Origin of the sequence: Herbaspirillum sp. C7C2, assembly GCF_022627865.1 — a bacterium.
Classification (GTDB): domain Bacteria; phylum Pseudomonadota; class Gammaproteobacteria; order Burkholderiales; family Burkholderiaceae_D; genus Herbaspirillum; species Herbaspirillum frisingense.
The window spans coordinates 309,725-321,920 of record NZ_JABXGI010000003.1 but is presented as its reverse complement, the minus strand read 5'-3'; the positions used below and the strand labels follow the sequence as shown (position 1 = coordinate 321,920).

The following is a 12,196-nucleotide window of genomic DNA, read 5'->3' as shown; positions in this document are numbered from 1 at the left end:
GGGCATGGAACGCATCTACGCCAGCTACTGGCTGGAAACCGGGGATGACCCGGCGCGCGCGGCCGAGGTCATCGCCGGGGAGCAATCCAGCGGGACCTTCGTGGCCCTGGCCACCGAGACGCCGGAACTGAAGGCGCGCTCCGGCGCCCGTGTCGAAAAGCTGGAGATCCTCGGCCACAGCAACACGCCCAGCCTGCCCGGCGGCATGACGTCGCAGCGCTATACGCAATGCCGGCTGGAGCTGTCCTGGCCGCTGGAGAACACCGGTGCTTCGCTGCCCAACCTGATGTCCACGGTGGCGGGCAACCTGTTCGAGCTGCGCCAGGTGTCGGGTCTGCGCCTGACCGGGCTGCAACTGCCCAAGGCCTTCGTGGACGCCTATCCGGGGCCGGCCTTCGGCATCGAAGGCACGCGCCGCCTGAGCGGGGTGAGGCATGGTCCGCTGATCGGCACCATCATCAAGCCCAGCATCGGCCTGTCGGTGGAGGAGACGGTGCAGCAGGTGCGTGAACTGGTGGCTGGTGGCATCGACTTCATCAAGGACGACGAACTGCAGGCTGATGGCGGCCGTTGTCCCTTCGACGAGCGGGTGCGGGCGGTGATGCGGGTGGTCAACGACCACGCCGATCGCACCGGCAAGAAGGTCATGGTGGCCTTCAACCTCACCGGCGACCTGGACCAGATGCGACGTCGTCATGACCTGGTGCTGGCCGAGGGCGGAAGCTGTGTCATGGCGGTCCTCAATTCCATCGGTCTGGTCGGTCTGCAGGAGTTGCGCCGCCATGCCCAACTGCCGATCCATGCGCATCGCGCCGGCTGGGGCTATCTCACGCGCAGCCCGCAACTGGGTTGGGACTATGCGCCCTGGCAGCAGCTGTGGCGCCTGGCGGGGGCTGACCATATGCACGTCAACGGTTTGGGCAACAAGTTCAGCGAGCCGGATGACAGCGTCATCACGGCGGCGCGTTCGGTCCTGCAGCCGGTGGTGGCCGGCGCCGACATGGTCAGCACGATGCCGGTCTTCAGCTCCGGGCAGACCGGCTTGCAGGCGGCCGATACCTATGCCGCCATTGGCTGCGCCGACCTGATCCATACCGCCGGTGGTGGCATCTTCGGCCATCCGCAGGGTGTGGCGGCAGGCGTGGAAGCGCTGCGTGAGGCATGGGTGGCCGCCATCGAAGGCGTCCCCCTGGCCCAGCATGCGCGCAACAACAAGGCGCTGCAGGCGGCGCTGGGGTTCTGGAAATGAGCCTGCTGCCTGAGAGCGCACAGCTGCCACAGGGGCTGCTGCTGTCCTATTACGGCGACGACTTCACCGGCTCCACCGATGCCATGGAGGTGATGAGCGCCGCCGGTCTGCCGACCGTGCTGTTCCTGCGTACGCCCGATGCGGCGATGCTGGCGCGCTTTCCCGAGGTGCGCTGCATCGGCATCGCCGGGTCTTCGCGCGGGCGTTCGCCGCAGTGGATGGAGGAACATTTGCCGCAGGCCTTCACTGCGCTGGCGGCGCTGGGCGCACCGGTGATGCAGTACAAGGTGTGCTCGACCTTCGATTCCTCGCCCGAGACCGGTTCCATCGGGCGCGCCATCGACATCGGCACGCGCCATCTGCGTGGCGACTGGTCGCCCATGGTGGTGGGCGCGCCCCGGCTGAAGCGCTACCAGTTGTTCGGCAACCTGTTTGCCGCAGTGGACGGGCAGGGCTACCGGCTGGACCGGCATCCGACCATGTCGCGCCATCCGGTCACGCCCATGGACGAGGCCGACCTGCGCCGGCATCTGCGCCGGCAGACCGCGCGCCGCCTTGAACTGGTGGACATGCTGCAGCTGCGCGACGGGGCCGGGCAGGCGCAGGCGCGCCTTGAGGCATTACGCGGTGGCGATGCCCCGGTAGTGCTGATCGACGTGCTCGACGACGAGACCCAGCGCCAGGCCGGGCGGCTGGTGTGGGAGGGTAGGGGGGCGGGCGTCTTCAGCGCATCGTCCTCGGGTTTGCAATACGCGCTCACCGCCTACTGGCGTGAACGCGGCTGGATCGCGGCGCAGCCATCGTTACCCAAGGCCGGCCCGGTGCCGGTGATTGCGGCGGTCAGCGGCAGCTGTTCGCCGGTCACGGCCGGGCAGATCGCCTGGGCGCGCGAGCACGGGTTTGCCTGCCTGCGCATGGATTTGCCGGCCGTGCTGCGGCCCGAGCGGCGTACTGCCGAACTGGGCCGCCTGGTGGCGGCGGCCGATGCGGCCATCGCCAGCGGGCGCAGTCCGTTGGTGTTTTCGGCCGAGGGGCCGGACGATCCTGCCGTCGCCGGTTTCGATGACATCGCCGCCCAGGCCGGGCTGGCGCGGGGCGAGGCGGCGCGCCAGGTCGGCATCGCCCTGGCCGAGACCCTGCGTGCCATCCTCGATGGCGATTCTGGACAGTCGCTGCAGCGTATTGCCATTGCCGGCGGCGACAGCTCGGGCGAGGTCGCCAGTGCCCTGGACATCACGGCCCTGTCGGTCTGCGCCGGACTGGCCCCGGGCGCGCCACTGTGCCGGGCATGGTCGGACAATAGCCGCCGCGACGGTCTGGAACTGGTGCTCAAAGGGGGACAGGTGGGCGCGCGCAGCTTCTTCGGGGATGTGCTGGAGGGCGCCGCCAGCTAGGCGCATTGCATGGCGCAATCGCAGGCCGGGCCTGCGATTGCGGTAGATATGGTAGAGTGCGCGTCCAACGAAACCTATACTTTGAGACAGCGCAGCCATGCCGGAACCGATACAGCGACGCAAGTTATACCAGGAAGTGCTGGAGCGCCTGATGGATCGCATCCATCAGGGTGAATTCCCGCCCGGGTCACAATTGCCTTCCGAACGCGACCTGATGGAGCAATACGGTGTGGGCCGCCCGGCGGTACGCGAGGCGATGCAGGCGATGGAGCGTTCCGGTTTCGTGGAGATCGCCCATGGCGAGCGCGCCCGCGTGGTCGACCCCACGGCCGACCGGCTGATCGCCCAGATCGCGGCTGGTGCGCAGCATCTCCTGCGTACCAAGCCGGACATGTTGAAGCACATGAAGGAAGCCCGCGTCTTCCTGGAAACCAGCACCGCCCGCATGGCCGCCGAGCGCGCCAGCGAGGAGCAGGTAGCGCGGCTGCGCCAGGCCATCGCCGAGCATCGCGCTTCGATGGTCAACCTGGAAGAGTTCATCGAACGCGACATGGCCTTCCATCGCGAGATCGCCGACATCAGCGGCAACCCGATTTTCCCGTCCATCGTCGAATCGATGTTCCGCTGGGCCAGCGAGTTCTATACCACCCTGGTGCGCGCCCCCGGGGCGGAAGAACTGACGCTGCTGGAACACCAGCGCATCGTCGATGCCATTGCCGCCCACGATGGCGAAGCCGCCGCCGAAGCCATGCGCGCGCACCTGATGCGCGCCAATGAGTTGTATCGGGAGTTGGGGCAGCAGTAGATATGCCTGCACGCGGGGAGCACAGCCGTGGATGCTCTGGATGATTGCAACCGGTCTTCCCCAGGGTGACAAAAATAGCTCGGTGCGGCCCCGTGTTTTTCCTGCTTCGCTATTCGGCGAAGACTTCTTGCAACGCTTCCAATGTTGCCGTGAGCGTCTTGTCCGTTACGCGCCCGAGTTTCCTGATCAAACGCTCCTTGTCCAGCGTGCGCATCTGATCCAGGACAATCAATCCTTTTTTCTTGTCGAACGTGATCGGTACGCGATACGGGGCGGGCTTACTGCCTGTTGTCATCGGAGCCACAATCACGGTGCGCAGATAATCGTGCATCTCTGCCGGCGAAACGACGACGCATGGACGGGATTTATTGATTTCGCTACCCACAGTGGGGTCGAGCGCGGCTAACCAGATTTCGCCGCGCATCACCATGTCAATTCCTTGTCACCATCGTTTCCAAATTCGGGCCAGACCAGGCCGTCATCCTGTGCGGCCGCAATTTTCTGGCTGGCTTCGGCCCATCCTTCACGGGGCCGTTTTTCCAGTTTGCGAATCACGATCTTGTCGTCTTCGATGTCGATGTCGATATCTTCATCGACCAACATCCCCATCTTGGCCAGAAATGGCTTCGGAATCAGTACGCCTTGCGAGTTACCCATTTTGCGGATGGATGTCTTCATTTTTCTCACCTGGTAAATACAATGTTGTTACATCAGAATTCTCGTGTAAAAACAATGTTATTACAATTTTCCTGAAATGCCTATCGCTGGCCAAGATCGTGATTCAACGCAACATGCCATGCCAGGTAGGCTGCTTTTCCTCATGGTAATAAGGCCGGGTCAGCGGCGCCGACATCACCTGCTCATCCGCCAGCACGGTCACCGTGGCCAGGCCGGGCGGGCCGTCGTAGCGACGGCAGGCCTGGGCCGAATTGCGGTTGTTGTGCATGTCCACCACCAGCAGGCGTTTCTGGGCCTCGCTCATGCCCGGGGTGGGTGGCGGTGCCATGCGCTTGGGTGGGATCACCAGGGCGTCGCCCGGTTCCACCCACAGGTCGGCCAGGCTGATTTCATTGACGTAGGGGCGCCAGCGCGCCATCGTGATCACCAGTGGTTCGGGGCCCTGCGAGAAAAAGATGTGGGCGAAGTCGTGGTACTCCAGGTCGGTGGCATTCCAGGTCAACAGTTCGCGGCTGCGGCCGTCGCCGAGATAGGGTGATTCATAGCCGGCCCATTTGCCGTAGGTGTACTGGGCCATCACCAATCCCTGATAGGTGAAGCTGAGGCACTGGCCGTTGCGCAGCAGCGTGGCGCCGAAGGCCTGGGCATTCTCCGGGGTGGCGGGCAGGGGTTCGTAGCGGACCTCGGGAACGCGGAAGTCGAACTCGGTGATCTCGTAGGCCGGCCAGTCCTTGGGCGTGATCTTGCGCGGCCAGTGGGCGATATCGCGGTAGGTGGCACCGCGTTCGAGTTCCGGTGCTTCCTGGGCCAGGGTGATGAGTTCGCCGACCACGGTCTGGCTCTGCAGGCCATGGCCGTTCTGGTTGCACATGTAGGGGTACTGGTTCGGGTCGAGCAGGGCTTGCGAGGGACCGTCGGCGATGAACAGGACCGGGTCGAAATCACTTTGATCTGGTGGCATGGCTTCCCCTTTTGAATAAGCGTGGCGGTGGCAGGTCGCCGGCCGGCATCCCCCGATGCGGCGCGGCGTCGGGGATGTTCGCACAGATCGGGGGCGTTCAGCGCAGTTTGTTGGCGCCGGGGGACTTTCGCCGGACTCAGCCAGCGGCGATGCGACGGATGCGATAGACGCAGCGTCGTGCTCCGGCCGGCAGGTGCTCTTCGCGGGTGATCTCGGCCTCGCCCCCGAGCACTTCGCCAAAGAGCTGGAGCTCCGAACGGCAGAAGCCCTGGCAGGTCATTGCGGCGGCGCAGATGGGGCAGTGGTCTTCGATCAGCAGCCAGTCCTTGCCCTCCTTCTCCACCCTGGCCATGTAGCCTTCGGCACTGCGGATGTCGGCCAGTTTTTCCAGCTTCTTCGGAAGGGTGGGCAGGTCGGCGCAGAGGCGCAGATAGTGCGCCCGCATGTCGTCTTCGCGTTGATTGATCAGCTTGTCCAGTCCGGGTTCGCCGAACAGCTGGCGGATCGACCCCAGCAGTTGCACCGTCAGTTGCGCATGCGTGTCGGGGAAGCGGGCATGGCCGCTTGCGGTCAGCTCCCATTCCTGGCGCGGCCGTCCGGCGCGCGCCACGGCTGCGGCCTGGCGGCTGGCGATCAGGCCTTCGGCGGCCAGCTTCTGGATCTGTTGGCGTGCCGCTTCGGCGGTCATCTCCAGCTCCCCGGCCAGTTCGCTGGCGGCGGCGGGACCGCGGGTCTTCAGGCGTAGGAGGATGCGTTCCGCAGTACTGGGGCTTTCCTGTATCGATTCGCTCATCGTATATTTTCCAAGTGTTTACTTGTTTAATTGCTCGTCTGGTTTTACCATGGCGGTGAATTAGCCAAGTATTTACTTGTATATTATGCCGGAGCGCTCCAAATGTCGATACGGTCCTGCGCCGGCTTTCCACCTCCCTACCAAGGTCACCAAGGATACGCCATGACGAGTTCTCCTCCTTCCTCCACCGACGTCCATCCCGCCGCGGGCGTGGCCTCGGCCTCGTGGGGCGAGCTGCTGGGCCGCCGCCAGGGCTGGCGTGCAGTGGCCCTGACCGGTGGCGTGGCCATGCATGCCATCAACGTGCATATCGTCACGACCATCCTGCCCTCGGTGGTGCGTGATATTGGCGGTATCGATTATTACGCCTGGAACGTGACCCTCTTCGTGGTGACCTCCATCATCGGCTCCGCTCTGACCAGCAAGCTGCTGGGTCGCCTGGGAGCACGTCCTGCCTATCTGCTGGCGCTGGCAGTGTTCGGTGCCGGGGCGATGCTGTGCGCCAGTGCCGGCGACATGGGCTGGATGCTGGTCGGGCGGGCTGTGCAGGGCATCGGCGGCGGCTTGCTGGCGGCGCTGGGCTATGCGCTGATCCCGCTGGTGTTCGAGCAGCGCCTGTGGTCGCGTGCCATTGCACTGGTGTCGGGCATGTGGGGCATATCGACCCTGCTGGGGCCCGCCGTGGGAGGCATGTTCGCCGCCGGCGGCCAGTGGCGCCTGGCCTTCTTCGCCTTGTTGCCGTTGCTGCTGTTGCAGGCTGCACTGGTGACGCGTCAACTGGGGCCGGACGCGGTACGCACGATAGTGGGCGAGCAGCAGGCCATGCCGCTAGGACGCATTCTCTTGCTGGCTGTCTCGGTACTGCTGGTGGCGATGGCGGCGCAAACTGGCCGGGCCTGGATGGCGATGGCCTGCGTGGCCGGCGGTGCTGCTTTGGGCGTACTGGTGGCGCGTATCGACCTGAATCATCGCGTGAGCCTGCTGCCGCGCGATGGCTACAGCCTGCGCACGGTGATGGGTAGCGTGTTTGCCAGTGTGTCCTTGCTGGTGGTTGCCAGTTGTGTGGAGATCTTCGTCCCATACTTCCTGCAGACCCTGCATGGTTATGCACCATTGGCCGCGGGTTATGCCACGGCGGCCATGGCGGCCGGCTGGAGCGTGGGGTCGCTCGGCGCTTCAGGGCACAGCGGCGTGGCGGCACGTCGCATGATCTGTGCCGGCCCTTGGCTGATGGCGCTGGGCCTGGTCGCGCTGGCGTTGCTGTTGCCGGGGCAGTTGCTGACCCCGGGTTGGCTGTCGGATGCCCTGATCGTGCTGGCGCTGGGCGCGGCCGGGCTGGGCATCGGCCTGGGCTGGCCCCATCTGATCGGCCGGGCCATGCAGGCGGCTCGGACAGGTGAGGAGAACCTGACCTCTGCTGCCATCACTACCGTGCAGCTCTATGCCATGGCCATCGGGGCGGCTTTGGCCGGTCTGGTGGCCAACCAGGCCGGGTTGGGCGAACCTGGTGGCCCGGCGGGCGCCGCCCAGGCGGCGACAGTACTGCTGGGGGTGTTTGCGCTGGCACCACTGGCGGCCATCGTGTTGACGCGGCGCCTGGTGCGGCAGGGTTGAGGAGGGCGCATGGACTTGCCGCCGGAATTGAGCGAGATCGAATACTACCTGCTGGTGGCCGAGTTCGACCTGTTGTGGTCACGCCGGCCGGAGGCGGCCCTGCGTGAGCGCATGGATCAGATGATGTGCAGGATAGAGGCCTTCGAGGCTGCCCATGCGTTCTTGTTCGTGCGCAGCGCATCGGCCTGAAGCCGCTGGCTGTCTCAGGCCATCCAGAAGGCCGGCCCGGTTGCCTCCAGTTCGTCGCGGATGAAGCGGGTCACGCGTTCCACCCGGGCCAGGTCCCGGGTATCGGCGTGGGTCACCAGCCAATAGGAGCGGGTCAGGCAGATCTGCTCCGGCAGCACCCGCACCAGTCCGGGCTCCTGGCGTGCCATGAAGTGCGGCAGCACGCCGATGCCGGCGCCGCCGGCCAGCGCGGTCATCTGCGTGATCACGTTGGAGACCCGCAATTGTGCCCGGATCTCGCGCGAGATCTGGGGCAGGTAATCCAGCTCCGGGGTCCACATCAGGTCTTCCACATAGCCTATCCAGCGCATCCCGGCCAGGTCGGAGGGCTTGCGCAGGCGGCGCTGGCCGGCCAGGTAGGCGGGCGCGGCGTACAGGCCTAGCGCATAGTCGACCAGCTTGTTGGCATAGACCCGCCCCTGGGCCGGACGCGCCATGCTCACGGCCAGGTCGGCTTCGCGCTTGGTCAGACTGAATGAGCGGGGATTGGCTACCAGTTCGATCTCCAGCCCTGGCTGGGCGTCGCACAGGCGCTCGATGCGTGGCGCCAGGAAGTAGGTGCCGAAACCCTCTGGTGTCCCCAGCCGCACCGTGCCGGTCAGGCTGGCGGCATCATCGTCGAGGCTGGCGCGCATGCGCAGGGCCAGGGTCTCGATGGCTTCGGCATCGCCGATCAGTCGTTCGCCCTCGGGCGTGAGTACGAAACCCACCGCACGCCGTTCGAAGAGCGGTACGCCCAATGCCGCTTCCAGCGCGGCGATGCGGCGGCTGAGGGTGGAGTGGTCCACGCCCAGGCGCTGCGCCGCCACCATCAGGCGCCCGGCCCGGGCCATGGTGAGGAAGGCTTGCAGGTCGTTCCAGTTGAAGTCGCTCAAGAGATATTCCTTTCTGGCTGGGGGCGAGAGACTTCGAATTTTTGCACAGAACGCTTTCGATTTTCCGCATTGGATTGCGAAAATGATGGTGCTATCTTGCCTGCCAGGGTAGGGCATGGACGCTTGACTCAAGGCTCATCGCCATGCCGTACCTGCATCCATCAACAAGGCAACGGAGACAATACACATGTCGCTCATCAGGCAATTGAAGGCCCGCGCGGCCAATGGCAGACCGGTTCGGGTCGGCGTCATTGGCGCCGGCAAGTTCGGTTCGATGTATCTTTCACAGGCACCGCGCACGCCGGGTATTCACCTTGCCGCGGTAGCCGACCTCTCGCCCACGCGTGCCCAGGCCTCGCTGGCCAGGGTGGGCTGGGAAGAAGCGCGTTACCAGGCGCGTTCGCTGCAGGAGGCCGTGCGTACCGGTGGCACCTTCATCACCGACGATGCGGCGGCCATGATCGCCAGCGATGCCGTCGATATCGTCATTGATGCCACCGGCAGCCCGGCCGCCGGAATCCGTCACGCGCTGCTGTGCTGCGAGCACAAGAAGCACATCATCATGGTCAACGTCGAGGCCGATGTGCTGGCCGGTCCCTATCTGGCGCGCCGCGCGGCCGAGGCGGGCATCCTCTATTCAATGGCTTCGGGCGACCAGCCGGCCCTGATCGCCGAGCTGGTGGACTGGGCGCGGACCATCGGCATGGACGTGATCTGCGCCGGCAAGGGCACCAAGTATCTACCGGTATATCACCAGTCCACGCCGGATACGGTCTGGGGCCACTATGGTTTCTCGGAGGCGCAGGTGGCCGGTGGCGACTTCAATGCCCAGATGTTCAACTCCTTCCTCGATGGCACCAAGTCGGCGCTGGAAATGGCAGCCGTCTCCAATGGCTGTGATCTGGTCCCGCCCACGGATGGCCTGATGTTCCCGGCCTGCGGCGTGGACGACTTGCCGACCCTGCTGCGCGCACAAGCCGACGGCGGCATCCTTCAGCAACGCGGGACAGTGGAGGTGGTGTCATCTCTGGAGCGCGATGGTCGGCCGGTGTTCCGCGACCTGCGCTGGGGCGTGTATGCGGTCTTCGAGGCCCCCAGCGATTACGTGCGTGACTGCTTCGCCCAGTACGGTCTCAAGACCGATGCCAGCGGCCGCTTTGCCGCCACCTATAAGCCGTATCACCTGATCGGGCTGGAGCTGGGCATCTCGGTGGCGTCCATCGCCGTGCGCAACGAAGCCACCGGGGCCACTACCAGCTGGAGCGGTGACGTCGCCGCCACCGCCAAGCGGGACTTGAAGGCGGGTGAGACGCTGGACGGCGAGGGTGGCTTCACTGTCTACGGCAAGCTCATGCCGGCGGCCGATTCGCTGCGCGTGGGGGCCTTGCCCATCGGGCTGGCGCACAACATGGTGCTCAAGCACGATATCCCGGCTGGCCGGGCGGTGCGCTGGAGCGACGTGCAATTCGATGCCAGCAAGCAGGCCGTGCAGGTGCGCCGCGAAATGGAAGCGCTCTTCGCACGCGAACTCGGCATCGCAACCGAGCACAAGCAGGCGGCCTGAGCGCCGGCTTCCTCGTCAACGGGGGCGACGCTGACGTCGCCCCTGCCTTTCCCAACCTCGAACAAGCCCATCAAAAAAGGGCATCGGAGGAGACATGACTCAACACACCATGGCGCATCCCACTGCGCATGCGGGTGCTTTCGACGTTTATCGCAAGATCACCTGGCGCATCATGCCGTTCATCGTGCTGTGCTATCTGTGCGCCTACCTGGACCGTGTCAACGTCGGTTTCGCCAAGCTGCAGATGATGAACGACCTGCACCTGAGCGACGCCGTCTACGGCCTGGGCGCGGGCATCTTCTTCATCGGCTACTTCCTCTTCGAAGTGCCCAGCAACCTCATCATGCACAAGGTCGGCGCGCGCGTGTGGATCGCCCGCATCATGATCACCTGGGCGCTGATCTCGGCGGCCACCCTGCTGGTGCAGACGCCGACCCAGTTCTATATCGCCCGCTTCCTGCTGGGCGTGGCCGAGGCCGGGTTCTCGCCAGGCATCATGCTCTACCTGACCTACTGGTTCCCGGCCAGGAAGCGCGGTTTCGCGCTGGGCTTCTACTACATCGCCATCCCGCTGGCGGGTGTAGTGGGCGGGCCGCTGTCGGGCTGGATCCTGGATGCCTTTGGCCAGTCGCAAATCATGCGCGGCTGGCAGTGGCTGTTCCTGATCGAGGCAATTCCATCGATGGTGGCGGGTATCGCGGTGCTATTCATGATGGTGGACAAGCCCGAGCAGGCACGGTGGCTCTCGGCCGATGAAAAGCGTCAGGTGGTCGAGGAGATCCGCCAGGAAGATGGCGCCAAGACCGAGCATGCGAATTCGATGTCCTTCCTCAAGGACCGCCGGCTGTGGAAGCTGTGCCTAGTGTATTTCTGCCAGATCATCGGGCTATATGGCGTGAGCTTCTGGCTGCCCTCCATCATCAAGAACAGCGGCGTGGCCGACAACACCATGATCGGCTGGCTCTCGGCGATTCCCTATCTGGTGGCGATCCCGGCCATCCTGCTGACGGGTATGTCGGCCGACCGTCGCCGCACGCGCCGCATGCACTTTTCGGTGATGCTGGTGGTGGGCGCGATCGGCCTGGCCTTCAGCGGCTACATCGGTCGTGATCCGACGCTGGCGGTGCTGGGTCTGTCGGTGGGCACGGCCGGTACGCTGGCGGCGCTGTCGCTGTTCTGGGGGATTCCCTCGGCCTTCCTGGCGGGAACTTCGGCGGCGGCCGGGATTGCAGCGATCAATTGCGTGGGCAACCTAGCCGGGTTTGTTTCGCCCTACATGGTGGGCTGGTTGAACGATGTGACCGGAAACGTCAGGATCGGTCTGTATGCGGTGGCGGCCTTCATGGTGCTGGGGGCTTTCCTGGTGCGCATGATTGCAGCGCGTGATGCCGACCAGTGAGATGGCGCATGGGCGCCGGGATCAGGCGATGCGCTTGATCTCGGCGTTCGAGGAGAGTCGGCGGATCGCTTCTTCGGCCTGAGCCAGGGCGGCCTCGGGCAGGCGCAGGTGGAGGTGGGCCAGGGTGTCGTGGCGGCTGTCCAGCAGTTGGTACTTTTGCTGCGCCAGCCAGTGCCGCAGTTGCGGTTCGGCCGAATAGACCACCCCGATCTCGATTTCCGCCTGGGCCACGCGTTCGGTGCGTTCGCTGGTCTTGAGGGCAGTGGCGATGGCGTCGGTATACGCACGTACCAGGCCACCGGCGCCCAGTTTGACGCCACCGTAGTAGCGCACCACCATGGCCAGTACGCCATCCAGTTCGTGGTGACGCAAGACCTCCAGCATGGGGCGGCCGGCGGTGCCGGAGGGCTCGCCGTCGTCGGACATGCCGGACTGGCCACCGGCCATCACCGCCCAGCAGACGTGGGTGGCACTGCGATGGGCCTCGCGCATGCGGGCGATTTCCTGCATGGCGGCCTCGCGCCCCGCGACCGGCTGGACGATGCCGATGAAGCGGCTCTTGCGGATTTCCAGTTCGATCTCGGCCCGCTGGGCGATGGTGAAGGTGGCCATGGTGACTTGCCCGTGCGCCTGGGC

At 65.2% G+C, this 12,196-nt stretch carries 13 protein-coding genes; 7 read left to right on the top strand and 6 right to left on the bottom strand.

The annotated features are described in order from the left end of the window. Positions 1-4: 4 nt before the first annotated feature. The 3 genes from HWE04_RS07400 (at position 5) to HWE04_RS07390 (ending at position 3,448) form a co-directional block, all read left to right on the top strand. Entirely contained in the window at positions 5-1,249 is a 1,245-nt protein-coding gene (locus tag HWE04_RS07400; protein WP_241811990.1) for a ribulose-bisphosphate carboxylase large subunit family protein, read from the top strand. Continuing rightward, positions 1,246-2,643: a 3-oxo-isoapionate kinase OiaK gene (oiaK, locus tag HWE04_RS07395; protein ID WP_241811989.1), complete on the top strand. Its 1,398-nt coding sequence runs from the start codon at positions 1,246-1,248 to the stop codon at positions 2,641-2,643. The genes HWE04_RS07400 and oiaK overlap by 4 nt, the downstream gene beginning before the upstream one ends. A 97-nt stretch (positions 2,644-2,740) precedes the next feature. Further along, entirely contained in the window at positions 2,741-3,448 is a 708-nt protein-coding gene (locus HWE04_RS07390) for a transcriptional regulator NanR (protein ID WP_006463208.1), read from the top strand. 109 nt (positions 3,449-3,557) lie between these two features. On the opposite strand, the gene HWE04_RS07385 is transcribed toward HWE04_RS07390, so the two are convergent. The 4 genes from HWE04_RS07385 to HWE04_RS07370 all read right to left on the bottom strand — a co-directional run bounded on the left by HWE04_RS07385 (position 3,558) and on the right by HWE04_RS07370 (position 5,880). Then, on the bottom strand, positions 3,558-3,878 hold the full coding sequence (locus HWE04_RS07385) for a type II toxin-antitoxin system PemK/MazF family toxin (protein WP_234295850.1): 321 nt from the start codon (positions 3,876-3,878) through the stop codon (positions 3,558-3,560). Then, positions 3,872-4,126 (bottom strand): AbrB/MazE/SpoVT family DNA-binding domain-containing protein, encoded by a 255-nt coding sequence (locus tag HWE04_RS07380; RefSeq protein WP_039875214.1) that lies wholly within the window; start codon positions 4,124-4,126, stop codon positions 3,872-3,874. Before HWE04_RS07380 ends, HWE04_RS07385 begins: the two co-directional genes overlap by 7 nt. Before the next feature lie 103 nt (positions 4,127-4,229). Beyond that, entirely contained in the window at positions 4,230-5,087 is an 858-nt protein-coding gene (locus HWE04_RS07375; protein WP_241811988.1) for a hypothetical protein, read from the bottom strand. 136 nt (positions 5,088-5,223) lie between these two features. Further along, positions 5,224-5,880 carry a helix-turn-helix transcriptional regulator gene (locus HWE04_RS07370; RefSeq protein WP_241811987.1) on the bottom strand — a complete coding sequence of 219 codons (657 nt, stop codon included), beginning with the start codon at positions 5,878-5,880 and terminating at the stop codon, positions 5,224-5,226. A gap of 162 nt (positions 5,881-6,042) precedes the next feature. Here HWE04_RS07370 and HWE04_RS07365 point away from each other — a divergent pair, with 162 nt between their 5' ends. Both HWE04_RS07365 and HWE04_RS07360 read left to right on the top strand, forming a co-directional pair. Next, on the top strand, positions 6,043-7,494 hold the full coding sequence (locus tag HWE04_RS07365) for an MFS transporter (protein WP_241811986.1): 1,452 nt from the start codon (positions 6,043-6,045) through the stop codon (positions 7,492-7,494). A gap of 9 nt (positions 7,495-7,503) precedes the next feature. Then, positions 7,504-7,683, top strand: coding sequence for a hypothetical protein (locus HWE04_RS07360; protein WP_102661263.1), 180 nt, complete (start codon positions 7,504-7,506; stop codon positions 7,681-7,683). Between the two features lie 14 nt (positions 7,684-7,697). Here the strand turns inward: HWE04_RS07360 and HWE04_RS07355 are convergent, their stop codons facing one another. Then, a complete protein-coding gene (locus tag HWE04_RS07355) occupies positions 7,698-8,597 on the bottom strand; it encodes a LysR family transcriptional regulator (protein ID WP_241811985.1) in 900 nt (299 codons plus the stop codon). 187 nt (positions 8,598-8,784) lie between these two features. Here HWE04_RS07355 and HWE04_RS07350 point away from each other — a divergent pair, with 187 nt between their 5' ends. Then, positions 8,785-10,161 carry an NAD(P)H-dependent oxidoreductase gene (locus HWE04_RS07350; RefSeq protein ID WP_241811984.1) on the top strand — a complete coding sequence of 459 codons (1,377 nt, stop codon included), beginning with the start codon at positions 8,785-8,787 and terminating at the stop codon, positions 10,159-10,161. A gap of 94 nt (positions 10,162-10,255) precedes the next feature. Next, positions 10,256-11,560 carry an MFS transporter gene (locus HWE04_RS07345; protein WP_241811983.1) on the top strand — a complete coding sequence of 435 codons (1,305 nt, stop codon included), beginning with the start codon at positions 10,256-10,258 and terminating at the stop codon, positions 11,558-11,560. 21 nt (positions 11,561-11,581) lie between these two features. Here the strand turns inward: HWE04_RS07345 and HWE04_RS07340 are convergent, their stop codons facing one another. Continuing rightward, positions 11,582-12,172: an IMPACT family protein gene (locus HWE04_RS07340; RefSeq protein ID WP_241811982.1), complete on the bottom strand. Its 591-nt coding sequence runs from the start codon at positions 12,170-12,172 to the stop codon at positions 11,582-11,584. Positions 12,173-12,196: the final 24 nt, after the last annotated feature.

Excerpts from the sequence above, each read along its gene's own strand:
- HWE04_RS07400 (WP_241811990.1), top strand. The coding sequence starts at position 5 with ATGGAACGCATCTACGCCAGCTACTGGCTGGAAACCGGGGATGACCCG.
- oiaK (WP_241811989.1), top strand. The coding sequence starts at position 1,246 with ATGAGCCTGCTGCCTGAGAGCGCACAGCTGCCACAGGGGCTGCTGCTG.
- HWE04_RS07390 (WP_006463208.1), top strand. The coding sequence starts at position 2,741 with ATGCCGGAACCGATACAGCGACGCAAGTTATACCAGGAAGTGCTGGAG.
- HWE04_RS07385 (WP_234295850.1), bottom strand. The coding sequence starts at position 3,878 with ATGGTGATGCGCGGCGAAATCTGGTTAGCCGCGCTCGACCCCACTGTG.
- HWE04_RS07380 (WP_039875214.1), bottom strand. The coding sequence starts at position 4,126 with ATGAAGACATCCATCCGCAAAATGGGTAACTCGCAAGGCGTACTGATT.
- HWE04_RS07375 (WP_241811988.1), bottom strand. The coding sequence starts at position 5,087 with ATGCCACCAGATCAAAGTGATTTCGACCCGGTCCTGTTCATCGCCGAC.
- HWE04_RS07370 (WP_241811987.1), bottom strand. The coding sequence starts at position 5,880 with ATGAGCGAATCGATACAGGAAAGCCCCAGTACTGCGGAACGCATCCTC.
- HWE04_RS07365 (WP_241811986.1), top strand. The coding sequence starts at position 6,043 with ATGACGAGTTCTCCTCCTTCCTCCACCGACGTCCATCCCGCCGCGGGC.
- HWE04_RS07360 (WP_102661263.1), top strand. The coding sequence starts at position 7,504 with ATGGACTTGCCGCCGGAATTGAGCGAGATCGAATACTACCTGCTGGTG.
- HWE04_RS07350 (WP_241811984.1), top strand. The coding sequence starts at position 8,785 with ATGTCGCTCATCAGGCAATTGAAGGCCCGCGCGGCCAATGGCAGACCG.
- HWE04_RS07345 (WP_241811983.1), top strand. The coding sequence starts at position 10,256 with ATGACTCAACACACCATGGCGCATCCCACTGCGCATGCGGGTGCTTTC.
- HWE04_RS07340 (WP_241811982.1), bottom strand. The coding sequence starts at position 12,172 with ATGGCCACCTTCACCATCGCCCAGCGGGCCGAGATCGAACTGGAAATC.